This is a genomic window from Azonexus sp., assembly GCF_049652925.1.
Lineage (GTDB): Bacteria > Pseudomonadota > Gammaproteobacteria > Burkholderiales > Rhodocyclaceae > Azonexus.
In genome coordinates this window covers 481,688-501,997 of record NZ_JBASFI010000040.1, presented here as the reverse complement: position 1 = coordinate 501,997, position 20,310 = coordinate 481,688, and the positions used below count along the sequence as shown (strand labels likewise).

21 protein-coding genes and 2 riboswitches are annotated in these 20,310 nt (G+C 60.8%); of the genes, 11 read left to right on the top strand and 10 right to left on the bottom strand.

Annotated features, from left to right (window positions below; genetic code table 11):
- Window positions 1-38 precede the first annotated feature (38 nt).
- The 4 genes from WBK19_RS21090 to rfaQ all read right to left on the bottom strand — a co-directional run bounded on the left by WBK19_RS21090 (window position 39) and on the right by rfaQ (window position 3,672).
- Window positions 39-692: a class I SAM-dependent methyltransferase gene (locus tag WBK19_RS21090; RefSeq protein WP_511293031.1), complete on the bottom strand. Its 654-nt coding sequence runs from the start codon at window positions 690-692 to the stop codon at window positions 39-41.
- A 61-nt stretch (window positions 693-753) separates the two neighbouring features.
- A complete protein-coding gene (locus WBK19_RS21085) occupies window positions 754-1,371 on the bottom strand; it encodes a CatB-related O-acetyltransferase (protein WP_511293030.1) in 618 nt (205 codons plus the stop codon).
- Window positions 1,368-2,579: an O-antigen ligase family protein gene (locus tag WBK19_RS21080; RefSeq protein WP_511293029.1), complete on the bottom strand. Its 1,212-nt coding sequence runs from the start codon at window positions 2,577-2,579 to the stop codon at window positions 1,368-1,370. Before WBK19_RS21080 ends, WBK19_RS21085 begins: the two co-directional genes overlap by 4 nt.
- Complete coding sequence (rfaQ, locus tag WBK19_RS21075; RefSeq protein ID WP_511293028.1) at window positions 2,569-3,672, bottom strand: putative lipopolysaccharide heptosyltransferase III; 1,104 nt, start codon at window positions 3,670-3,672, stop codon at window positions 2,569-2,571. Before rfaQ ends, WBK19_RS21080 begins: the two co-directional genes overlap by 11 nt.
- A gap of 127 nt (window positions 3,673-3,799) precedes the next feature.
- Here rfaQ and WBK19_RS21070 point away from each other — a divergent pair, with 127 nt between their 5' ends.
- Window positions 3,800-4,870, top strand: coding sequence for a glycosyltransferase family 4 protein (locus WBK19_RS21070; RefSeq protein WP_511293027.1), 1,071 nt, complete (start codon window positions 3,800-3,802; stop codon window positions 4,868-4,870).
- Window positions 4,867-5,862 (top strand): glycosyltransferase family 2 protein, encoded by a 996-nt coding sequence (locus WBK19_RS21065; RefSeq protein WP_511293026.1) that lies wholly within the window; start codon window positions 4,867-4,869, stop codon window positions 5,860-5,862. Before WBK19_RS21070 ends, WBK19_RS21065 begins: the two co-directional genes overlap by 4 nt.
- On the opposite strand, the gene msbA is transcribed toward WBK19_RS21065, so the two are convergent.
- The 5 genes from msbA to cobT form a co-directional block, all read right to left on the bottom strand.
- Window positions 5,825-7,618, bottom strand: a complete 1,794-nt coding sequence (gene msbA, locus WBK19_RS21060) for a lipid A export permease/ATP-binding protein MsbA (protein WP_511293025.1) — start codon at window positions 7,616-7,618, stop codon at window positions 5,825-5,827. The two genes, WBK19_RS21065 and msbA, sit on opposite strands and share 38 nt — an antisense overlap.
- A gap of 33 nt (window positions 7,619-7,651) precedes the next feature.
- Window positions 7,652-8,194 carry an alpha-ribazole phosphatase family protein gene (gene cobC / locus WBK19_RS21055; protein ID WP_511293024.1) on the bottom strand — a complete coding sequence of 181 codons (543 nt, stop codon included), beginning with the start codon at window positions 8,192-8,194 and terminating at the stop codon, window positions 7,652-7,654.
- On the bottom strand, window positions 8,179-8,787 hold the full coding sequence (locus WBK19_RS21050; RefSeq protein WP_511293023.1) for a DUF938 domain-containing protein: 609 nt from the start codon (window positions 8,785-8,787) through the stop codon (window positions 8,179-8,181). The genes cobC and WBK19_RS21050 overlap by 16 nt, the downstream gene beginning before the upstream one ends.
- Before the next feature lie 138 nt (window positions 8,788-8,925).
- Window positions 8,926-9,681 (bottom strand): adenosylcobinamide-GDP ribazoletransferase, encoded by a 756-nt coding sequence (locus WBK19_RS21045; RefSeq protein ID WP_511293022.1) that lies wholly within the window; start codon window positions 9,679-9,681, stop codon window positions 8,926-8,928.
- Window positions 9,678-10,730 carry a nicotinate-nucleotide--dimethylbenzimidazole phosphoribosyltransferase gene (gene cobT / locus WBK19_RS21040; RefSeq protein WP_511293021.1) on the bottom strand — a complete coding sequence of 351 codons (1,053 nt, stop codon included), beginning with the start codon at window positions 10,728-10,730 and terminating at the stop codon, window positions 9,678-9,680. Before cobT ends, WBK19_RS21045 begins: the two co-directional genes overlap by 4 nt.
- A gap of 80 nt (window positions 10,731-10,810) precedes the next feature.
- A riboswitch (cobalamin riboswitch) is annotated at window positions 10,811-10,976 on the bottom strand.
- A gap of 28 nt (window positions 10,977-11,004) precedes the next feature.
- Between cobT and cobU the strand changes: the two genes are divergently transcribed.
- Genes cobU through WBK19_RS21020 form a run of 4 tightly spaced genes read left to right on the top strand, consistent with a single transcriptional unit; the run spans window position 11,005 to window position 14,051 of the window.
- Window positions 11,005-11,562: a bifunctional adenosylcobinamide kinase/adenosylcobinamide-phosphate guanylyltransferase gene (gene cobU / locus WBK19_RS21035; protein ID WP_511293020.1), complete on the top strand. Its 558-nt coding sequence runs from the start codon at window positions 11,005-11,007 to the stop codon at window positions 11,560-11,562.
- Between the two features lie 50 nt (window positions 11,563-11,612).
- Window positions 11,613-12,038, top strand: coding sequence for a Pvc16 family protein (locus tag WBK19_RS21030; protein ID WP_511293019.1), 426 nt, complete (start codon window positions 11,613-11,615; stop codon window positions 12,036-12,038).
- A 37-nt stretch (window positions 12,039-12,075) separates the two neighbouring features.
- Window positions 12,076-12,684, top strand: a complete 609-nt coding sequence (locus WBK19_RS21025; RefSeq protein WP_511293018.1) for an ATP-binding protein — start codon at window positions 12,076-12,078, stop codon at window positions 12,682-12,684.
- Window positions 12,684-14,051 (top strand): response regulator, encoded by a 1,368-nt coding sequence (locus WBK19_RS21020; protein WP_511293017.1) that lies wholly within the window; start codon window positions 12,684-12,686, stop codon window positions 14,049-14,051. The genes WBK19_RS21025 and WBK19_RS21020 overlap by 1 nt, the downstream gene beginning before the upstream one ends.
- A 14-nt stretch (window positions 14,052-14,065) precedes the next feature.
- On the opposite strand, the gene WBK19_RS21015 is transcribed toward WBK19_RS21020, so the two are convergent.
- Entirely contained in the window at window positions 14,066-15,541 is a 1,476-nt protein-coding gene (locus tag WBK19_RS21015) for a cobyric acid synthase (protein ID WP_511293016.1), read from the bottom strand.
- Between the two features lie 163 nt (window positions 15,542-15,704).
- Window positions 15,705-15,887, top strand: a riboswitch (cobalamin riboswitch).
- 41 nt (window positions 15,888-15,928) lie between these two features.
- Here WBK19_RS21015 and bluB point away from each other — a divergent pair.
- Genes bluB through WBK19_RS20990 form a run of 5 tightly spaced genes read left to right on the top strand, consistent with a single transcriptional unit; the run spans window position 15,929 to window position 20,255 of the window.
- Window positions 15,929-16,684 carry a 5,6-dimethylbenzimidazole synthase gene (gene bluB, locus WBK19_RS21010; protein ID WP_511293015.1) on the top strand — a complete coding sequence of 252 codons (756 nt, stop codon included), beginning with the start codon at window positions 15,929-15,931 and terminating at the stop codon, window positions 16,682-16,684.
- Window positions 16,681-17,595, top strand: a complete 915-nt coding sequence (cbiB, locus tag WBK19_RS21005) for an adenosylcobinamide-phosphate synthase CbiB (RefSeq protein ID WP_511293014.1) — start codon at window positions 16,681-16,683, stop codon at window positions 17,593-17,595. The genes bluB and cbiB overlap by 4 nt, the downstream gene beginning before the upstream one ends.
- Window positions 17,588-18,580 carry a threonine-phosphate decarboxylase CobD gene (cobD, locus tag WBK19_RS21000; protein WP_511293013.1) on the top strand — a complete coding sequence of 331 codons (993 nt, stop codon included), beginning with the start codon at window positions 17,588-17,590 and terminating at the stop codon, window positions 18,578-18,580. Before cbiB ends, cobD begins: the two co-directional genes overlap by 8 nt.
- Window positions 18,577-19,467 carry a cobalamin-binding protein gene (locus WBK19_RS20995; RefSeq protein WP_511293012.1) on the top strand — a complete coding sequence of 297 codons (891 nt, stop codon included), beginning with the start codon at window positions 18,577-18,579 and terminating at the stop codon, window positions 19,465-19,467. Before cobD ends, WBK19_RS20995 begins: the two co-directional genes overlap by 4 nt.
- On the top strand, window positions 19,464-20,255 hold the full coding sequence (locus tag WBK19_RS20990) for a cobalamin-binding protein (RefSeq protein ID WP_511293011.1): 792 nt from the start codon (window positions 19,464-19,466) through the stop codon (window positions 20,253-20,255). Before WBK19_RS20995 ends, WBK19_RS20990 begins: the two co-directional genes overlap by 4 nt.
- Window positions 20,256-20,310 lie beyond the last annotated feature (55 nt).

Sequence of the window (20,310 nt, the reverse complement as noted above, 5' to 3'; positions counted from 1 at the left end):
TGCTTTCTGTATAAACTGGCACTTATTGAATTTATAAATCAATTTCTCTTATTAAGAAAAATTGCTTTGGTCGCATGGCGAATACACCTCCATGAGCTCCAAAATATCTTGTTGTACTCCAAACGAATTTTATTAAAAACCGCATGAATACGACTATCCACCTTTCCTTTAATACCAACCATATATAAGTCGTACTCAGACCAATTGCGCACAAATATATGGCTAAGGCCCTCAGTCGCTTGCTTATCTAAAAAATCGGCGGCAGTAAGATTATTATAATAACTCCAGCCTAAGCCGACCGTTAATGGCGAGTCGACCTTGCTTGTGCGAGCAGTACCATGCTCCCGCCGGCCAAGCGTAGCGCAGGTCATGACAACTAAGCCTCCCGGCTTACACAAACGAACCATATTCTTTACGGTTTCCGCCCAAAAAGGATTGTGCTCCATTACTTCACAACTGATTGCGACATCAAATGAATTATCGGGTCCATCGTAATCCTGCCCTTGACACACCACATCAACCCCAGGCCCCGGAGCCACATCAACTCCGATATAGTCACAGTTTTGAAATAATTTACGAACCGATCCATTGATATCGAGGCTTCCTATTTCCAACACCCTCTTCCCAGAAAAATACTCCGGGAAACTAGCCCGAACAATTTCAATAAAATCCTGTTGCTCTTTGTGTGCCATTTAATAAAATTTCCATGCAAAAAAATTAATTGGTTATTATTCTAAAGCAGCAACCTAATCATTAACGTTTACTAGCATATTCAAATAGTAAATTAATGTCATCACTACACAAAATGGAGGCAATGCGGACTATTTCGTCCTCAGGCCAATCCCACCATGCAATCGCAAGTAGTGCTTTACGCGTCGAATCGTGAAACCGCCAACGGATATGACGAGCAGGATTGCCTGCAACAACAGAATAAGGAGCAACATCTCTGGTAACAATTGCACCGGCGGAGATTATTGCACCATCTCCGATTGAAACCCCTGAGAGTACGATACTGTTTGAACACAACCAAACATCGTTGCCAATCAGAACATCTCCACGAGTAAAGCCACAACTTGCAACATTTTTAGATTCAATCAGCATATCCAATAGAGGATATGTGGTCAGCCATTCGGCGTGGTGGTGGCCACCTAGCAATATTTGAACGTTGCTTGCAATCGAACAAAAAGAGCCGATCTTTAATGTAGAACCCTCATTCCAATCATGAATCTGTGGTAGCCCATAGCTACCAATCCCGAACGAATACTTTCCCGGATAATGGAGTTTGAATCTGGCCTGTCCACGGTGAAGGGGGTGGATATTTTTCAACCGCCGCTCAGCTTGTCGAAATAGAAATTTCTTCAGTATTTTCATGCGCTTCGCTCTTTATTCTGCTCGGCTGCTGAATATAAGGCCCAACTTGCCATCAACAAACTCAAGCCCATTTTGTTGGTAAAAAATATTTCGCTGAAGCTAAATATGACCGCAAATCCTAGAAGTGCCAGTTGGTATACATTTCTACGCGCAGACCTAGCCATCCATAGACAAGTACAAAATAGTGAAATTAACAACAGGCCGCCGCCGATGCCAATCGCCTGCGACCAATCGTTGTGAAAACTGGGGATATCCAGTAACTGCTGACTGGCAACACCTAATGCCGGATGCGTCTCATACAACTGTCTGAGCGTGGTGTAACCGGGACCGATCAGGGGGTGATCAAGCAAGGTCAGAAATGCGATACGGAACAACTCGAGCCGAATACCGACGGATGTCGGGGAGAACTCTGTTTCGCTGAAGTAGTCCGTCACCTCTCCGAATGTCAATTCAAGCCGCTGATACATCGGAGCGTAAAGAAGGCTGAAGGCAAGCACGACTGACGTCAGCGCTATTGCAACCAGCAAGCCTCGCCTACGGTTAGTGGAGCTAAACAATGCAATCGCGATCAACACCAACAAAGCCAGCAAGGCTCCTCGCGATCCACTGAGCCATGTGGAAATACACCCGAGAATACCAGCCAGCAGTAGCAGGGCGGTCACCGAACGTGATTCGCCTTTCGCTTTTTCTAGAAATACGTGAAGAAAACAGAGCGAAGCGACCCAGATCGAGAATTGTCCAAACCGATTTTCATAGGTGCCCCCCCAAGCCCGCTCCCTGCCGAGTCCATAGACCTCGAAGAGCGCGACGCCGCAATAGGCTGTCCCCCCAATCGCAGCGGCGATTGCGAGGTGGCGATAGCCGACCCCGGCCAGGCGAGCTCCGAGAAACAACAATGAACACCAGAGCAGGCGCATCGGAGGATTAAGGTCCAGTGGATCGTAGCCATGCCATAGCTGAGCAAAAGTCCAGATCAGGACAAAGGGCAGAAAAGGCATCCCCCAGCGTATCGCAGCCAGCAAGAGCCCCCGGATCTCGTCGCGCGGCGCCTGCCACAGCAATATCAGGCTGACCGGCGCAGCCAGCACATTCAAGTAACGCGCCCCACCGCCAAAAGGGAACCATTTTACGACCATGATCGGGTAAGAAAGCAATATACCCAGCGCTACAACGCGCCAAAGTCCCAGCCCGGAACGATCAGGCAACATCAGCCACCTGCCTCTGATTGGCGAAATGCGCCAATTGCCGCCACACAGCATCCAGCACGGGCTGCACAGGAATATTCGAGAGATAACGCTCGGATGTCGAGGTATCTACGTCATTCGGAGCGATCAGGGGGCCGTAGTCTGCCGCATGAATCACCTCGGCACGATCACCCCAGGGCCGCCAGATGTGGACATGAGTCGGACCGAACAGAGCAACGAGTGGTACACCAAGCGCAGCCGCCATATGCATCGGCACGGAATCCACACCGATGAACAATGTCGCCCCGGCAATCGCCGCCGCCAGTTGCGGCAGGGTAAGCTGTCCGGCCAACGACACAACCCCGGGGTGACTTACCCGACGCAGCAAGCTATCAACAAGGTCAACCTCGCGCTGATCTGGCGCTGAAGTCAGCACCACCTGCCAACCTGAACCGGCAAGCGCCGAGATTACTTCGGCAAAGCGATCATCCTCCCAGCATTTGAAGAACCATCGCGAGGTCGGGTGAATCAGGACATACTTTCCTGCCACGCTCGCCTCGGCGAGTTTCCTGCCTACCAGTTCAGCATCCTGTCCGGAGAAGCCCATGGTGCACGGTGCGCGCCGTGGATCGACAGGCACGCCAAGCGCCTCCAGCACAGCCAGGTTTTTTTCGACCATATGCCCGGCAAAAGTCGGCACGATACGCACGGGGAAGATCTTCCGCCACAGCCAGAAATCCCGTTTCTCCATCTCGTAGCCAAAGCGCACCGAAGCTCCGCTGACGGCAGCCGCAAGAGCACCCGGCCATTGATCATTGAGGTGCAAGACCCAATCGTAGCGACGGCGGCGAATACCCAGCATCAATTGAATGAATGCGTTCGCCCGACGCAGCCCCCGGCCAACCTGCTTGCCACGCGGCAATGCCCACACTTTCGTCAGATCCGGATTCGCGGCAAGCATGGGAACGGTTTCGGCAAACACCAGTGCGTCGACCTCAACCCCGGGAAAATGCTGTTTGAGAGCCGAAAAAATCGGCGTTGTCAGGAGCACATCGCCGTGATTCTGCAAGCGAATCACCAATACACGCTTGGGTGAGGGAAAAACGGACGCAATCATAAAGTCGTATGGCTACCGGCGGCTCTCGGAGGTGGCCGGATGATACACTTTCCAGCCCACTTTCGCCGACGCGAGCCTAGCTCTGCCTGCCAACATGGCCGCAGGCTTTTCGACCCCCGAACTCAACATGACCCCGTTGCCAGGCTTCAATCTCATTTTCCACTCCATTCGATCCGGCGGCGGCATGGAGCGGCATGTGCTCGACCTGATCGCTTATGCCGCAACACAAGATATTCCCTGCCGCATCGTTACCCGTCAGCTCGAATGGCCCGGCACCGCTCCGCAAGGGGTCGAATTTGTTGTCATGCCCGACAGAACACCTTTTTCCCGCCTGAACAACTACCTGTTCGAGTCGCGAGCCTTTGGCAAATGCCGCAACGACTGGCCGTCCATCGGCATTTCGCGCGCCCCAGGCCCTGACTTGTGCATTGTTGGCGGCACGCACCTTGGCCATTTACTTGATCGCGGCAAAAAAAAGATCGGTTTTTTTGACCGTGCCACCGTTACCCGGGAAACCGCACTCTACCGTCAGGCAAAACGCATCGTTTCCCACTCGGCCAAGGTTGCCGGGGAAATCGTCAAACACTACGGAATCGATCCGGAGAAGGTTGTCACGCTTTATCCGCCGGTGGATACCGACAAGTTCTCGCTCGCCGCGCGGAGTAACCGGGAGCAAACGAGACAGCTTCTGGGCCTTTCTTCCAGTGATTTGATGCTGCTTTTCCCTTCCAACAACCACACTCTCAAGGGTGCAGATCTGATTCTGGAGGCTCTTGAGGGTTTCGACCCACGGGTTCGCCTCGTGGTTGCCGGAAAAACACCTCTGAACGCACCCAATGTAATCAACCTCGGCTTCCGCGACGACATGCCGGCACTTTACGCAGCCGCCGATGCCGTCATTCTCGCTTCACATTACGAAGCGTTTGGCCTGGTCGGGCCGGAGGCCATTCTATGCGGAACGCCGGCCATTTTTTCCACGACTGTCGGCGCCGCTGAAGTCCTTTCAGATCAAGCCTGCCTGCGTTTCGAGCGCACCATGCCAGCGCTGCGTGCAGCCCTGCAAAAAGCACTGGAGCGCCTGGATTCCGGCACACTGCGTCTTCTCGACAATCCCGGGCAGTACATCAACTACCCCTACTCTCTGCCGCAACACTTCGATGTCCTGTTCGAACTGCTGGCAGCAACCTCGTCAAAATGACCCCCCCCCCTCTGCCCCCCGTCACCCTGCTACTGCTTTGCTACAACCAGCAGGACATTATTGACGAAGCAATCGCCGGCGCTCTGGCCCAGGATTACCCGAACCTGGAAATAGTCATCGCTGATGACGCCTCAAAAGATGGCACTGTCGAACAGATCAAGGCCTGTCTTGACGGCTATACCGGGCCACATCGCATAAAACTGTTGTGCAACCCGGAAAATCTTGGCATTGGTGGCAACATCGATCAGGCAGTAAGACAGTCCACCGGCGAACTGATCTTCATCGCCGGCGGCGACGATGTTTCACTTCCGACGCGTGTCAGCACCGTTGTCCAGTTCTGGCTGGCTCACGAATGCAAACCCGATTTGATCGGCGCCTATCTATTCGACATGGATCAGTCAGGCAAAATTCTGGGCACAATCCGGATCGGCCAACTGGAGAAATATCGATCGCTGGATGACTGGAGCCGCTCGCCGCCCCACGTGATCGGGGCGGCCCAGGCCTGGACGCGTCGCCTGTTCGACCGTTTTGGTGGCATGCCCAAAGGTGCAGTTGGTGAGGACATGGTAATGGCCTTCCGGGCGATTGGTTTGGCAACGGCCATCACGCTACCGGTTCCGCTGGTAAATTACCGGCGCGGCGGTCTGACAAGCAAGCGAAAAGTTCTGGACGCAGCCACCGTCATCAAGGGACTGACCCGGAAAATCAACAGCACCAAAACTGAATTGCGCTGCATGCTGGACAATGCCCGCGAACTCGGCGCCAGTCCGGCCACGCTGGCGGTGCTGGACGAGAAACTCAAGAAAGAGTTGTTCATCGAAAGCATGTTCACCACCCAAGGGCTCGGCGGGAAAATTGGTCTCTGCCAGCAATACGCCATGCTTCCTGTCGATTTTCGCTTGCGTATCCTGACCTACGCCGCAGCCCCTTGGCTGCTGGCGCCTTTCTTTTTCCTCAAACGCCTGCGTTATCGACCAGCGACTCGCCCGTAAGCGATTCGCGCTGCAGGCGCTGCAACTTGGCATAGACGCCATCCTGCGCCAGCAATTCGGCATGGCGACCACGTTCGACAATCCGCCCCTGATCGAGAACAACAATCAGGTCGGCACGCTCGACGGTAGACAGGCGATGGGCGATGACGATGGTCGTGCGGCCCTGGATCAGGGTATCGAGGGCCGCCTGAATCAGGCGTTCGGACTCTGTGTCGAGGGCCGAGGTGGCCTCGTCGAGAATCAGGATGGGGGCGTTTTTCAGGAAGGCGCGGGCGATGGCGAGGCGTTGGCGCTGGCCGCCGGAGAGTTTGACGCCGTTTTCGCCGACTTCGGTGTCCAGTCCTTTGTCCATCTGGCCGATGAATTCCCAGGCGTTGGCGGCCTTGGCGGCGGCGATGATTTCTTCCTCGGTGGATTGGCCGGCGAAACCGTAGGCGATATTGGCGCGGACGGTGTCGTTGAACAGCACGACATCCTGACTGACCAGCGCAATATTGTTGCGCAGGCTTTCGAGCTTGAGCTCGTCGACGTGGTGGCCGTCGAGCAGCAGGCGGCCGGTCGTCAGGTGATAGAAGCGCGGAATCAGCGCGGCCATGGTCGTCTTGCCGCTGCCCGAGGCACCGACCAGGGCGACCGTCTGGCCCGGCATGATCTCTAGATTGATGTCCTGGAGCGCCGGGCGGCTGGTGCCCGGATAACTGAAATTGACCTGATCAAACTGCAGGTGGCCGCTGGCCCGCTGCAATTCAACGCCGCCGTTGTCATCCTCCGGCATTTCGTCGAGCACCTGGAAGACGCTTTCGGCGGCGGCGAGGCCGCGCTGCAGCGGATTGCTGACGTCGGTCAGGCGCTTGACCGGGGCGAGCAGCATGAGCAGGGCTGTGATGAAGGAGAGGAACTCGCCGACGGTCGTACCACCGGGGCCGGCCGACTGGCGCAGGGCGATGTAGGTGATGATGGCCACCGAGGTCGCCGCGGCGACCTGGGTCAGCGGCACGGTGGCGGCAGCGGCAGCGGCTTCGCGCATGGTGGCGCGGCGGTAGACGTTGGTCGCCCCGTCAAAACGGGCCGCCTCGTATTTCTGGCCGCCAAAAATCTTGACGACCTTGTGCGCGCCGACGGCTTCTTCGAGGATGTGGGTGATCAGGCCCATGGCCGAATAGCCGGAACGGCTGGCCGCCCGCAGGCGTTTGCTGAAGATCTTGATGACACCAAGGATGACCGGGCCGACGGTCAGGGCAATCATCGTCAGTTTCCAGTCGAGATAAAGCAGGAAGCCGAGCAGGCCGAGGATGGTCAGGGTGTCCCGGATGACGGTGGTGAGCACACCGGTGGCGGCCTGGGTGACGTTGGTCACGTCGTAGGCCACCTTGGAGATCAGGGTGCCGGTGGACTGGTCGTCGTAGAACTTGGTCGGCAGGGAGAGCAGGCGTCGGAACATGGCTTGCCGCAGATCGAGCACGACCTTGGCGGCGACCCAGGCCATCGAGTAGCCGCTGGCGTAAGTCGAAACACCGCGAATGATGAAAATGCCGATCATCGCAGCCGGAATCAGGATGATGTCAGTCTCGTCCTTGGCGACGAACCCGCTATCGAGCAGATGCTTCATGAGCGCCGGGAACAGCGGTTCGGTCGCCGCGGTCATCACCATGCCGAGCACGCCCAGGGCAAAAACGCGCCAGTGCGGCCGGACCCAGGTCAGCAGGCGGCGATAAATCTGGCTGTTGGAATAGGCCGAGCTTGAGTTTTGCGTCACAGGTGGCGGTCGTCGAAAGCGAAAGTCGACATTCTACCGATTCAGGCGGATCAGGTCGGCGCTGTCGCGCGACAAGGCGACGGTCGTCACCGTCGAAAAGCCTATTTGCAGTTCGCTCCAACGCGTCGGCGGCAGGTTCTGCCAATGAGCGAGCAAGGTGCGGATGATGCCAGCGTGGGTGACGATCACAGCTTCCGGCACATCCAGCCCGGCTACAAATGCCAGCGCCCGCTGTTGCAAGGCGGCCGGCGATTCGCCGCCGGGCGGCGCGTAGCCGGCAACGTCGGCGGCCCAGGCGTCAAGCTCGTGGCGCGAAATGTCATTCCAGAGCCGGCCCTCCCAGTCGCCAAAATTCATTTCGGCCAGCCGCGCGTCGATGATCGGCTGCGGGTGAAGCTGCTCGGCCAGTTGCCGGCAACGCAACAACGGACTGCTCCACAGCGGCAGACCAGGTGGCAATTCGGCTCGCAGGCGGGCGACTTCGGCAATTTCAATTTTGGCCGAAATTTCCAGTTGACCGTAGCAAATGCCCGCTTCGATGGTCGGCTTCGGGTGGCGGATCAGGTGGAGGCGCACACTTCACTCATTCGCCAGAGCAGGACAAAATTGTTTGATGGCATGGCCCGTTGTTCGACCAGCTCCAGCCCCCTTTGCCGGGCTAGCGCATCGACGGCTGCAACGTCGCGCACGCCCTGATACGGCGCCTTTTCTCGCAATGACTGGTCAAAAGCGGCGTTACTGTCACTGGTATGGCGGCCATTGAACATGAAGGGGCCGTAGATCAAAAGCAGGCCGCCTAGTTTCAGGACGGTCGGCAGGCCGGCGAAGAAGGCTTCGACAGCTTCCCAGGACATGATGTGCAGCGTGTTGGCGCTGTACACCGCGTCGTAGCGACCGTTCGGCCATTGGCCGAGGACGTCGAATTCGTGGGGCGGCAGGACATTGGGCAGGGCGGCTTCGGCTAGCCAGGCGCGGATGCCGGGCAGGAAATCCGGACGGTCCGAAGTTTGCCAGCTGAGGTGCGGCAGATGGGCGCCAAAATGGATTGCGTGCTGGCCGGTGCCGCTGCCGATTTCGAGCACATTCCGGCAGTCGGCGAAGACCTCGCGGAGCACGGCGAGAATCGGTTCGCGGTTCTTTTCGGTCGAGGGGGCGTGGCGTTTTTCCATGGTCGTGGGCGTTCGGACGATGCCGGAAGCTTAACGGCTAATTGGCCGGCAAGTATCAATCAGCGCGCTCGCCAACATTTCAATTTTGGGCATTTTTTCGGGTTGACCGTGGGAATCCGGTTTTTGCCCTTGGCGACGCTAAATCCGCGCGGCCAAGCCGAGGTAGAAGGCAATTTCTGCCAACTGCTGCACAGCCCCCAGGCAGTCGCCCGTGTATCCACCCAGCCAGCGGCGGCATTTGGCGGCGAGCCAGAGGGTGGCCAGCGCCGCCAGGGCGACGGCGGTCAGTGCCGGCTCGGGCGCCAACAGCAGCAACGGCAGGGCGGCGAAAACCAGCGCGAAGAGGAACGGACCAAGGCCAAGCCGAGCAGCGACAGGACGGGCCTTGCTGGTTTCGTCGTCGCGGGCGTAATCCATCGTAGCCATCATGCTGACAGCGCAGAAGCGGGAAACGGCGTGGCCGACGATCAGCGCTGCCACGACCTGCCCGGCCGGCAGCGTGGCAAGCAATGTGAACTTGCCGAGCAGGGCGAGGACGATGGCGATGACGCCATAGCTGCCGACCCGCGAATCCTTCATGATCGCCAGGATTTTCGCCTTGTCCCAGCCACCGCCGAGACCGTCGGCGGTGTCGGCAAGGCCGTCCTCGTGGAAGGCTCCGGTCAAGGCGATGGTGGCAACCACGCTGAGCACGACGGCGACCGGCTGCGCCCAGACGTGCATTGCCAGCCAGAACACCAGCGCACCGACACCGCCGACGAGCAGGCCGATGGCCGGCAGGTAGCGCGCCGCCCGGGCCAGCCCGTCAGGCGAATAGCCGACCCAGCCCGGCACCGGCAGCCGGGTGAAGTAGCCAAGTGCAGCGAAGAAGGTGGCCAGTTCGCGGCGGATCATGCTTTGTCGGAAACGCCTGCCGACTCGAAACTGGCCATTTCGTTGAGGAAATTGACCGAAGCCTGAACGAGCGGGAATGCCAGCGCCGCCCCGGTGCCTTCGCCGAGGCGCAGGCCGAGATCGAGCAGCGGTTCGGCGCCGAGCGCCGCCAATTGGGCAGAATGCCCGGCTTCGGCCGAGCGATGGCAGAACACGCTGTATTCGGCGAGCGCCGGGGCCAGCCGGGTGGCAGTCAGGGCCGCCGAGCCGACGATGAAGCCGTCGATGAGCAAGGTCATCTTCGCTTCGGCAGCGCCGAGCATGGCGCCAACCATCATGGCGATTTCGAAGCCGCCGAATTCGGCGAGCACGGCCAGCGGCTCGTTGCTGCCACCGGCGGCGCGATAGCGGTTCAATGCGGTTTCGAGTAGCGCCTGTTTGCGCGCCAGCCCGGCATCGTCGAGCCCGGTGCCACGGCCGATGCACTCGGCGAGCGGCAGGCCGGTCAGGCAATGGGTAATCAGCGAGGCGGCAGCGGTGTTGCCGATGCCCATTTCACCAAAACCGACGACATTGCAGCCGTTGGCCGACAGATTGCGGCTGATTTCAGCACCACGGGCGATGGCCTGGGCGCATTGCTCGGCGGACATCGCCGGCTCTTCGATGTAATTGGCCGTACCGGCGGCGATCTTGGCGTTGATCAAACCGGCGCGCTTGCCGAAATCGTGCGCGACGCCGGCGTCGATGATGGCCAGATGCAGGTCGTTCTGCCGGGCGAAAACGTTGATCGCGGCACCCCCGGCCAGGAAGTTCTCGACCATCTGCCAAGTCACATCCTGCGGATAGGCCGAGACGCCGGCCTTGGCCGCCCCGTGGTCGCCGGCAAAAACCAGCAGGTGCGGCTGACCGAACTCCGGGTCGAGGCGTTGCTGGATCAGGCCGATCTGGATGGCCGTGCGTTCGAGCAGGCCGAGCGCGCCGAGCGGCTTGGTCTTGCGGTCAACGCGATTTTTGAGCGAATTTTCAATTGCCCGGTCGGGGGTGGTGATCTTGAATTCCAACGAATGCATCCGATTCTCCAAAAGAAAAAGGGCCTCGCGACGACGTCTGGCGAATTCGCCAAAACGCTGCCGCGAAACCCTGTCCACAGGTTTCCCAAGAGGATTCAACACGTCTTCTGGCTTTCGGATCAGCCGGAGCGCTGCGCCTTCCCGGTTTTCACCAGTGGCCTGTTGCAGCGTCCGTCCCCGATTACAGCGGCGGGCCCGCCCCGGATTCAAACCGGGTTCCGTTACGTCGAATCGGGGTAGATTATACCGACCCGTTCGCCGACAATGCATCCCCATGAAAGAACTGATCCTCGGCGGCGCGCGCTCGGGCAAGAGCATCTTGGCCGAACAACGCGCCCGCGAATCCGGCCTCAAGGTCGTCTACCTCGCCACGGCGCAGGCGCTGGACGGCGAAATGGCCCGCCGCGTCGCCCACCATCGCGAACGGCGGCCGGCCGAGTGGGGGTGCACTGAAGAAACCCTGCACCTCGCCGCCCGCCTGCGCGAACTGGCCGCGACTGACACCTGCGTGTTGGTCGACTGCCTGACCCTGTGGCTGTCCAACCTGCTCTTCGCTGGCATCGCCGCCACTCAGGCCGACGCCGGCGAAGCCATCGACTGCCCGCTGTTCCGCGATGAAACTGCCGCCCTGATCGACCTCCTGCCCGCCCTGCCCGGCCACATCATTCTCGTCTCCAACGAAGTCGGCTGGGGCATCGTGCCCATGCATCCGGTTTCCCGCCTGTTTGCCGACGAACAGGGTCGCCTCAACCAGCGCGTTGCAGCGGTTTGCCAGCAGGTCACACTGGTCGCCGCCGGTTTGCCACTGTGCCTCAAGCAAACAGCCAACTGAGCAGCACTGTGCTAGCCTGAATATCCATTCGGCACGTTCAGGAGAACGCCATGCCTCTTTTCACCCGCCTCACCGCCCTGTGCGAAGTCATCACCAAGCACGCCACCCTGCCCGTCCGCATCAGCCGGCCGGACGACACCCCCGGCCTATTTATCTGGCCCTGGCGCATTGAGGAAGATACCCGCGTGCGTAGCACGCCGCTGCCGCGCTCGGCCGACAACGACCCGCTGACCAGCGCCCCTGCACCGGCCATTCACTTTCTTGTGCTGGCCAGCACCGACCTCGATGGCGAGACCATCGCCGCCCTTGAGTCGGCCCGCCGGTCCCTGCTCGAAACACCCGTTTTCGAGGTTGGCAACGGCCGGGTCAGCGTCATGCCGGCCACCTTGAGCACCAGCGAGCTGACCGACCTGTTCACCGCCGCCGCGATTCCGCTACGCCTTTGTTTGGCCTATACGCTGCGCTCGACAGGCTGAACAAGCTATGCTTCACTAAAAAAAGTGGAGACAAAGCATGCACAAATTATTGGATATCCTGGCCTCCGGCGTCCATGACGCCAAGAACCAGCTATTCATCGCCGAATCGATCATCGCCGCCGCCGAAGCGGCACACGGCATCCCGCTCGGCGAAGCACGCTACGCCATCGAATCGGCCGCCAACCGGCTGTCGCGCACGCTGACCGCCTATCACCTGATGCGCCACGACGCCACAGCGGCCGTCACACCGACCATCGTCGGCGACGTTTGCGACGAAGTCATGCTCGCCCAGAAAAAGCATCTGGCCGAACGCGGCATCGTACTGAGCATCGATTGCCAGGTCTTCGACGAATGGCCGCTTGACCGCGATCTGGTCACCGACATGCTCAATAACGCCGTACAAAACGCCGGCCGTTTCGCCGGCAAGGCGGTGCATGTCAGCGCCGCGACCGACGATGGCTGGCTTTGCCTGCGCGTCGACGACGACGGCCCGGGCTTCGCCACATTGCCCCCGGCAAGCGGCACCGGCCTCATGGTGGCCGAGCGTCTGGCCATGCTCCACAACCGTCACGAACGCCAGGGCAGCCTGCTGTTGAGCAACCAAGGAGCCCTGGGCGGCGCCCGCTTTGAACTTCGCTTGCCATAATGACCGACTACAGCAAGAAACGTTTTCTCGTCATCGACGATCAGGCACAGGCCCGCGATGCCCTGCGTACCGTCGCCCAGCAACTGGGCGCCTTTGCCGTCGAATTCGCCAGCAACTATCAGGATGCCATCTTCCGCATCCGCAACAACATGCCGGACGTCATCCTCTGCGACTACATGCTGGGAGAGGGGCGTTCCGGCCAGCAACTGCTCGAAGAATTGCGGCGCTTCAACCTTCTCCCCGACGAGACCATTTTCATGATGGTTACCGGCGAACAGTCTTATGAGCAGGTCGTTTCCGCCGTCGAGCTGATCCCTGACGATTACATCATCAAGCCGTTTTCGCCGGACAAGCTGCTGTTCCGTCTCGAGCGAATCGTCGCCAAGAAATTGTTCTTTGCCGGTTACTACAAGGAAAAACGCAAGCAGGAGTACGCCAACGCCCTGGCCATTCTTGAAGCCTCGCGCGACAGCGAAGCCGGGCGGCCCTACCGCTTTGAAATCCTACGCCAGCAGGCCGAGGTTTTTCTCGCCAGTGGCGACGTCAAATCGGCCGAAGCCGCCTACCGCAACATCCTCGAAAACTACGAATTCCCGTGGGCCAGAGCCGGCGTTGCCCGTTCGCTGCACAAGCAGAACCGCCTGCAGGAAGCCCGCGAGGAAATCGACCGGGTAGTCGCCAGCACCCCGCACTTCTTCGATGCCGGCGACCTCAAGGCCAGCATCTGCATGGCCCAGGGCGAGCATGCCGAGGCGCAGCAAATCCTCGACGAAATAGCCAAAAAAACGCCTCGCAACTATCTGCGCAAACGCCTGCTGGCCGAGGCCGCGACGCTCAACGGCGACACCGGGACAGCCCTGGCCGCGATGGCCGACGTCATCGCCAACGACACCATGCCCGGTGCCATTTCCGCCGAAGACCGACTGGCCACGGCGCGCAGCCACATCAACGCCGGCGACAAGATCACGGCCGAAAAAGTGCTGCTCGGCATCCGCGATTCCGAATTGCAGAAAATGGGGCTTATGGAGCAGGCCAGTTTTGCCGCCCTGCTCGCCATCAGCTCAGTCGAAAAGGGCAAAATCCGCTTCGCCGGCCTGCGCCCCGCCATGCTCGTCACCGAGTTCAACACCACGACACGCCTCGACATCATGCGCGCCGCCCTCTCACTCGACGACCACCAACTGGCCGACCTGCAATCCGGACAACTGATGGCCAGCCCCGATGCCAAGAAGGCATTCAGCGTGGCGCGCACGCTTTACGCACTGCATGGCCGGGAAAAGGATTTCCGCGAAATTCAGCGCCAGGTTGCCCTCCTGCGCATCAAACATGACGAGGACGTGCCGCCAGCCGGCCCGGTTGCGGCCTAAACAGCTAATTCGGGTTAGCTGCCGGCGTGGCGCGGCAACAGGGCATCCATCTTTTCCCAATCGAGCACCGCCTCGACCGAATCGGCCAGACGGTCGAGATCGGCCTCGCGCCGGGCGGCGAAATCGACCTGCTCGGTTTCCTGCATGCCAGCCCAGGCAAGTAAGGCGGTCAGCGCTTCCGGGTGATCGAAGACGCCATGGCAATAAGTCGCGAAGATTTGGTTGTCGGCCGAAATGGCGCCATCGCGGACACCGTCGGCCAACTCAACGGCGCTTTGCACGAGTCCAGCTCCACGCGTCACGCCGAGGTGAATTTCATAACCGGTCATGGCCGGCCGGCCCGGCAGCGACAAGTGACCACTCACATTCCGTAACTGCTTCTCGGCTTCGAGCGTGGTTTCCACGTCGAGCACGCCCAGCCCCGGCGTACTGCCCGGCTGGCCTTCCAGCCCCTGCGGATCGTGGATCATCCGGCCCAGCATCTGGTAGCCGCCGCACAGCCCGACCACCTTGCCACCGTAGCGCAGATGTTTCTGAACGGCCGTCGCCCAACCTTTTTCGCGCAGCCAGTCGATGTCGGCACGCACCGCCTTGGAACCGGGCAGGACAATCAGATCGGCCGCCGGCGGCGTTTCGCCCGGGCCTATCCAGCGAAAATCGACTTCCGGATGCAGACGCAGCGGATCGAGGTCGTTGTGGTTGGAAACGCGCGGGTAGGCTGGCGCAATGACTTTCAGTTTTGGCGTTTTTTTCCGGTCGACCGTGGCAGTCGCAATCGCATCCTCGGCATCGAGCATCAGGCCGTGCAGATAGGGTAGAACGCCGAGAACCGGTTTGCCGGTGCGCTCTTCCAGCCAGGTCAGGCCTGATTCAAGCAGCGCGATGTCGCCACGAAAACGGTTGATGACGAAGCCCTTGACCCGCGCCTGCTCGGTCGGCGACAGCAGCTCCAGCGTGCCGACCAGAAGGGCAAACACCCCGCCCCGATCGATGTCGGCAACGATGATCACCGGGCAATCGACCGCCTCGGCAAAACCCATGTTGGCAATGTCGCGGTCACGCAAATTGATCTCGGCCGGCGACCCCGCCCCCTCGACCACCACGCATTCGTAAGCCGCCGTCAGCCGCGCCCACGACTCCAGCACCGCCCCCATCGCCCGCGGCTTGTAGTCGTGATACGCCTTGGCATCGAGATCGAAAGCCACCTTGCCATGAATGATGACCTGCGCCTTCTTATCGGTGGTCGGCTTCAACAACACCGGATTGAAATCGGTATGCGGGGCCAGCCCGCAAGCCAGCGCCTGCAACGCCTGCGCCCGCCCGATCTCCCCGCCATCAACGGTCACCGCCGAATTGAGCGCCATGTTCTGAGGCTTGAACGGCGCCACACGCACGCCCCGACGCTGCAGGATGCGGCACAACGCAGCGACCAGCGTCGTCTTGCCGGCGTCGGAGGTGGTCCCTTGGACCATGAGGGAAACACAGGGCATGGCGGATCCGGGGTGTAAAAAGGGCGTAATTATGGCACCATCGGCGCTCCCGAATTTGTTTTCGGGAGGTATCTCCAGGTGCCCCAGTGACGGATTTCTGCCACAGGCAATGCCTGACGCGAAGACGAGCCGAAGACAGTGCAATTTGCACGGCGAGGCGATGTCGACAAAGTCAGGCGTTGGCTGTGGCAGAAATCCCGGGGAGAATCGGGAAGGCGGTGTGACTCCGCCACGTGCCCAACGCTGTGAGGATGACGGGCGATGCATTTGCCACTGGTGAAAGCCGGGAAGGCGCATCGTTTGGTTGAATCCGAGTCAGAAGACCGGCCGGGAGATCGTTTGAGGGCGGCGTGGACTGCAGCCTTTGTTTTTCCAGAAGGGGACTCCATGGAAAATCTTTCTGCGCCGCAGGCGCAAGCTTTTTCCGACGCCGACCGGGCGGCGGTTTATCAGGCCATTTTCAGCCGCCGCGACGTGCGCGGCCAGTTTTTGTCGACGCCCGTTCCGGACGACTTGCTCAGCCGCGTGCTGATGGCCGCGCACCATGCGCCGTCGGTCGGTTTCATGCAGCCGTGGAATTTTTTGCTGGTGCGCTCGGACGAGGTCAAGCAGCGCGTTCATAACGTCTTCGCCGAGGCCAATAACGAAGCCGCACGAATGTTCCCGGACGAGAAGCGCGAGATTTATTCGAAGCTCAAATTACAGGGCATTCTCGAAGCGCCGATCAATTTGTGCATCACCTGCGACCGCTCGCGTAGCGGGCCGGTGGTGCTCGGCCGCACACACATGCCGACCATGGATTTGTACTCCAGCGTGTGCGCCGTGCAGAACCTCTGGCTGGCGGCGCGGGCCGAGGGGCTGGGCGTCGGCTGGGTGAGCATTTTCCACGAGAAGGCGCTGCAGGACGCGCTCGGCATTCCGCACCACATCGTGCCGATTGCCTATTTGTGCATCGGCTACGTCAGCCATTTCAACGACAAGCCGGAGCTCGAAAAGGCCGGCTGGCTGCCGCGTCTGCCGATCAATGATCTGGTTTATTTCGAGCAGTGGGGCGATTCCGATTTTGGGCAAAATTCCCGGTTGACCGTGGCATTGGCTGAATTGCAGGCCGACATTCAGGAAAAGGGCATTTTTCCGAAATGAATCTCGGTTTCGACGCTTTCGCCATGCCGCAGGCCGCGCTGAGCGCCGTATTGCTCGACCGCCTGCTCGGCGAGGTATCGCGCTTTCACCCGCTGGTCGGCTTCGGCAATCTGGCCTCGGCCATCGAAAAGCGGCTCAACCGGCGTTCCCTGGCCGGCGGCGTTCTGGCCTGGCTGCTCGCCGTCGGGCCGTGGGTGGCGCTGGCTTTCTGGTTGCGGCCGCTGGCGCCGTTTGCCGTCGATGTCGTTCTGCTTTATTTCGCCATCGGCGCGCAAAGCCTGTGCGAGCACGCCGAGGCCATCGCCAAGCCGCTGCAGGAAGGTCGGCTGGATGAAGCTCGGCAACGCGTCGGCTGGATCGTTTCGCGCGAGACGGCAGAGCTCGACGAATCCGGCGTCGCCAAGGCCGGCGTCGAATCGGTGCTGGAGAACGGCAACGACGCCATTTTCGGCACGCTGTTCTGGTTCGCCCTGCTCGGCGGGCCGGGCGCCGTGTTGTTCCGGCTGGCCAACACGCTGGACGCAATGTGGGGTTACCGCAGCGAACGCTTCAACCTGTTCGGCCGCTTCGCTGCCCGCTTCGACGATGCCCTGAATTTCATTCCGGCCCGCCTGACCGCGCTGACCTACGCCCTGCTCGGCCAGACGCGCAGCGCGCTGGCCTGCTGGCGGACGCAGGCGCCGGACTGGGACAGCCCGAACGCCGGGCCGGTCATGTCGGCCGGCGCCGGCAGCCTCGGCGTACTGCTCGGCGGCGCGGCGATTTATCATGGGCAGGAAGAAATCCGCCCGCCGCTCGGCGCCGGCCCGGCTCCGGTGGCCGCCGACCTCGGCCGGGCGATTTCCCTGATCCGGCGCAGCCTGTGGCTGTGGCTGGCCATCTTTTTCGTGATTGGATTCGTCAATGCTTGAACACGGTGGCGGCCTGCGCAAAGCCGCGGCGCACTACAACATCCCGCTGGAAAACTGGCTGGATTTATCGACCGGCATCAACCCGCAAGGCTGGCCGGTGCCCGCGCTGTCGCCCGAAGCCTGGCATCGCCTGCCCGAGGAAAATGACGGACTGGAAGCGGCCGCCGCGGCTTACTTCGGCAACCCCAACCTGCTGGCCGTCGCCGGTTCGCAAGCCGCCATCCACTGGTTGCCAGCCCTACTGCCGCGCGCCGTGGTGGCCTGCATTTCGCCGATCTACAGCGAGCACCCGCAAGCCTGGCAACGGGCCGGCCACAAAATGCGCTTCCTGCAGAACGCCACGCTGCCGCGCGCGCTGGCCACGGCGACGCCCTACGTCCTGCTCTGCAACCCGAACAACCCGACGGCCGACCGTCATCCGCGCGATATCGCCATCGACGCCGCCCACCAGCTTAAAAAACGCGGCGGCTGGCTGATCATCGACGAAGCCTTCATGGACCCGACGCCGGAGGACAGCCTGACGCCGCTGGCCGGCACCGACGAGGCGCCGAACCTCATCGTGCTGCGTTCGATCGGCAAGTTCTTCGGGCTGGCCGGGGCGCGCGTCGGTTTCGTCTTCGCCGCGCCGGACATCCTGCACCGCATGAACGAGGCGATGGGGCCATGGACGGTGAGCGGCCCGGCCCGCGAAGTCACCCGGCTGGCCCTGCAGGACAGCGCCTGGCAAGCCGCCACCCGGCCTCGCCTGATCACCGCCAGCACCCGCCTGCATCAACTGCTGGCGCCGCTCGGCGAGGTCAAATCGACCGCCCTGTTCGCGACGCTGACCAGCGCCAGCTCGGCTGAATTGCACGAAGCCCTTGCCCGCCAAGGCATCCTGACCCGCCATTACGACCAGCAACCGCTGCTGCGTTTCGGCCTGCCCGGCGACGAAGCCGGCTGGCAGCGCTTGACCGACGCCCTTTCTGCCTGGAGAAACATTTGAAATTTGGCCCTTTTTCCCGGTTGACCGTGGCAATGCTCGTTTCCACCGCCGTCCATGCCGATCTCGTCGTCAAGGACGATAGCGGGCAGGAAGTCCGCCTCAAGGCGCCGGCCAAACGCATCATCACCCTCGCCCCGCATGCCGCTGAAAGCCTCTACGCAGCCGGCGCCGGAGACAAGCTGGTGGGCACCGTCGATTACAGCGACTACCCGCCGGAAGCCAAGAAAGTGCCGCGCGTCGGCGGCTATTCGCGCATCGACCTAGAAGCCGTCGCCGCCCTCAAGCCCGATCTCGTGCTGGCCTGGGAAAGCGGCAACAACATGACGCAGGTCGACAAACTCAGGGCGCTCGGCCTGACGGTCTATGTCTCGCAGCCGAACACCATCGACAACATCGCCAACCAGATCGAACGGCTGGGCCAGTTGGCCGGTACCGAGGCCATCGCCAACGCCACGGCGGATCGTTTCCGCAAGCGCCTCGACAGCCTGCGCACAACCAATGCCAGCAAGCCAAAAGTGCGCGTCTTCTACCAGATCTGGAAAACGCCGCTGATGACCGTCGGCGGCCCGCAGATCATCAGCGACGCCATCAAGATCTGCGGTGGCGACAACGTCTTCGGCCACCTCAAGCAAATGGCCCCCAACGTCACCGTCGAAGCCGTGCTCGAAGCCGACCCAGAGGCCATCGTCGCCACCGGCATGGGCGATGCCAAGCCGGAATGGCTGCACGACTGGGACAAATGGACGCGGATGACCGCCGTCAAACGCGACAACCTCTTCCACATCAACCCGGACATCATGCAACGCCACACGCCGCGCATCCTCGACGGCACCGAAAAGCTCTGCGCCCATCTCGACGTCGCCCGCAGCCGGAGACCCGCCAAATGAGCCGCACGCCGCAACGCATCGTCTGCCTGACCACCGAAACCGTCGAGGTGCTCTACGCCCTCGGCGAGCAGGACCGCATCGTCGGCATTTCCGGCTACACCGTACGGCCGCCCGAGGCGCGCAAGGAAAAGCCCAAGGTCTTCGCCTTCACGAGCGGCGACATCGACAAGATTCTGGCGACGCAGCCCGATCTGGTGCTGACCTTCTCCGACCTGCAAAGCGAGATTTCGCGCGACCTGATCAAGGCCGGCGTGCCGGTTTACGCCTTCAATACGCGCAGTGTCGAGGACATTCTCGGCATGGTAGAAACAGTCGGCCGGCTGGTCGGCGCCGAGGCCAAGGCGCTGGACATCGTCGCCGGACTGGAAACGCAGATCGCCCAAACCCGCGCCATCGCGGCCGAACGCTACGCCAAAACCGGCAAGAAGCCGCGCGTCTACTTCGAAGAATGGGACGAACCGCTGATCAGCGGCATCCGCTGGGCCTCCGAACTGATCGAGATCGCCGGTGGCGAAGACATCTTCGCCGAACAGGCCCGCTCACCGCTGGCCAAGGATCGCCGGCCGACACCCGAAGACGTCATCGCCGGCGCCCCGGACATCATCATCGGCTCCTGGTGCGGCAAGCACTTCCGCCCCGAACGCGTCGCCGCCCGGCCAGGCTGGGACGCCATTCCTGCGGTCAACCGGAAAAACATGCATGAAATCAAATCAGCCATCATCCTGACCCCCGGCCCGGTGGCGATCAGCGAAGGCCTGCCACAATTACTCGCCATTTTTGATCTGTGAAAAGGTCGTCCACGGCGGCTTCCCTATAATCGTCCTTCAAACTTGAGGATTCGTG

Bases quoted from the DNA above. Each gene is read 5' to 3' on its own strand.
- WBK19_RS21090 (WP_511293031.1), bottom strand. From the start codon at position 692: ATGGCACACAAAGAGCAACAGGATTTTATTGAAATTGTTCGGGCTAGT.
- WBK19_RS21085 (WP_511293030.1), bottom strand. From the start codon at position 1,371: ATGAAAATACTGAAGAAATTTCTATTTCGACAAGCTGAGCGGCGGTTG.
- WBK19_RS21080 (WP_511293029.1), bottom strand. From the start codon at position 2,579: ATGTTGCCTGATCGTTCCGGGCTGGGACTTTGGCGCGTTGTAGCGCTG.
- rfaQ (WP_511293028.1), bottom strand. From the start codon at position 3,672: ATGATTGCGTCCGTTTTTCCCTCACCCAAGCGTGTATTGGTGATTCGC.
- WBK19_RS21070 (WP_511293027.1), top strand. From the start codon at position 3,800: ATGACCCCGTTGCCAGGCTTCAATCTCATTTTCCACTCCATTCGATCC.
- WBK19_RS21065 (WP_511293026.1), top strand. From the start codon at position 4,867: ATGACCCCCCCCCCTCTGCCCCCCGTCACCCTGCTACTGCTTTGCTAC.
- WBK19_RS21050 (WP_511293023.1), bottom strand. From the start codon at position 8,787: ATGGAAAAACGCCACGCCCCCTCGACCGAAAAGAACCGCGAACCGATT.
- WBK19_RS21045 (WP_511293022.1), bottom strand. From the start codon at position 9,681: ATGATCCGCCGCGAACTGGCCACCTTCTTCGCTGCACTTGGCTACTTC.
- cobT (WP_511293021.1), bottom strand. From the start codon at position 10,730: ATGCATTCGTTGGAATTCAAGATCACCACCCCCGACCGGGCAATTGAA.
- cobU (WP_511293020.1), top strand. From the start codon at position 11,005: ATGAAAGAACTGATCCTCGGCGGCGCGCGCTCGGGCAAGAGCATCTTG.
- WBK19_RS21030 (WP_511293019.1), top strand. From the start codon at position 11,613: ATGCCTCTTTTCACCCGCCTCACCGCCCTGTGCGAAGTCATCACCAAG.
- WBK19_RS21025 (WP_511293018.1), top strand. From the start codon at position 12,076: ATGCACAAATTATTGGATATCCTGGCCTCCGGCGTCCATGACGCCAAG.
- WBK19_RS21020 (WP_511293017.1), top strand. From the start codon at position 12,684: ATGACCGACTACAGCAAGAAACGTTTTCTCGTCATCGACGATCAGGCA.
- WBK19_RS21015 (WP_511293016.1), bottom strand. From the start codon at position 15,541: ATGCCCTGTGTTTCCCTCATGGTCCAAGGGACCACCTCCGACGCCGGC.
- bluB (WP_511293015.1), top strand. From the start codon at position 15,929: ATGGAAAATCTTTCTGCGCCGCAGGCGCAAGCTTTTTCCGACGCCGAC.
- cbiB (WP_511293014.1), top strand. From the start codon at position 16,681: ATGAATCTCGGTTTCGACGCTTTCGCCATGCCGCAGGCCGCGCTGAGC.
- cobD (WP_511293013.1), top strand. From the start codon at position 17,588: ATGCTTGAACACGGTGGCGGCCTGCGCAAAGCCGCGGCGCACTACAAC.
- WBK19_RS20990 (WP_511293011.1), top strand. From the start codon at position 19,464: ATGAGCCGCACGCCGCAACGCATCGTCTGCCTGACCACCGAAACCGTC.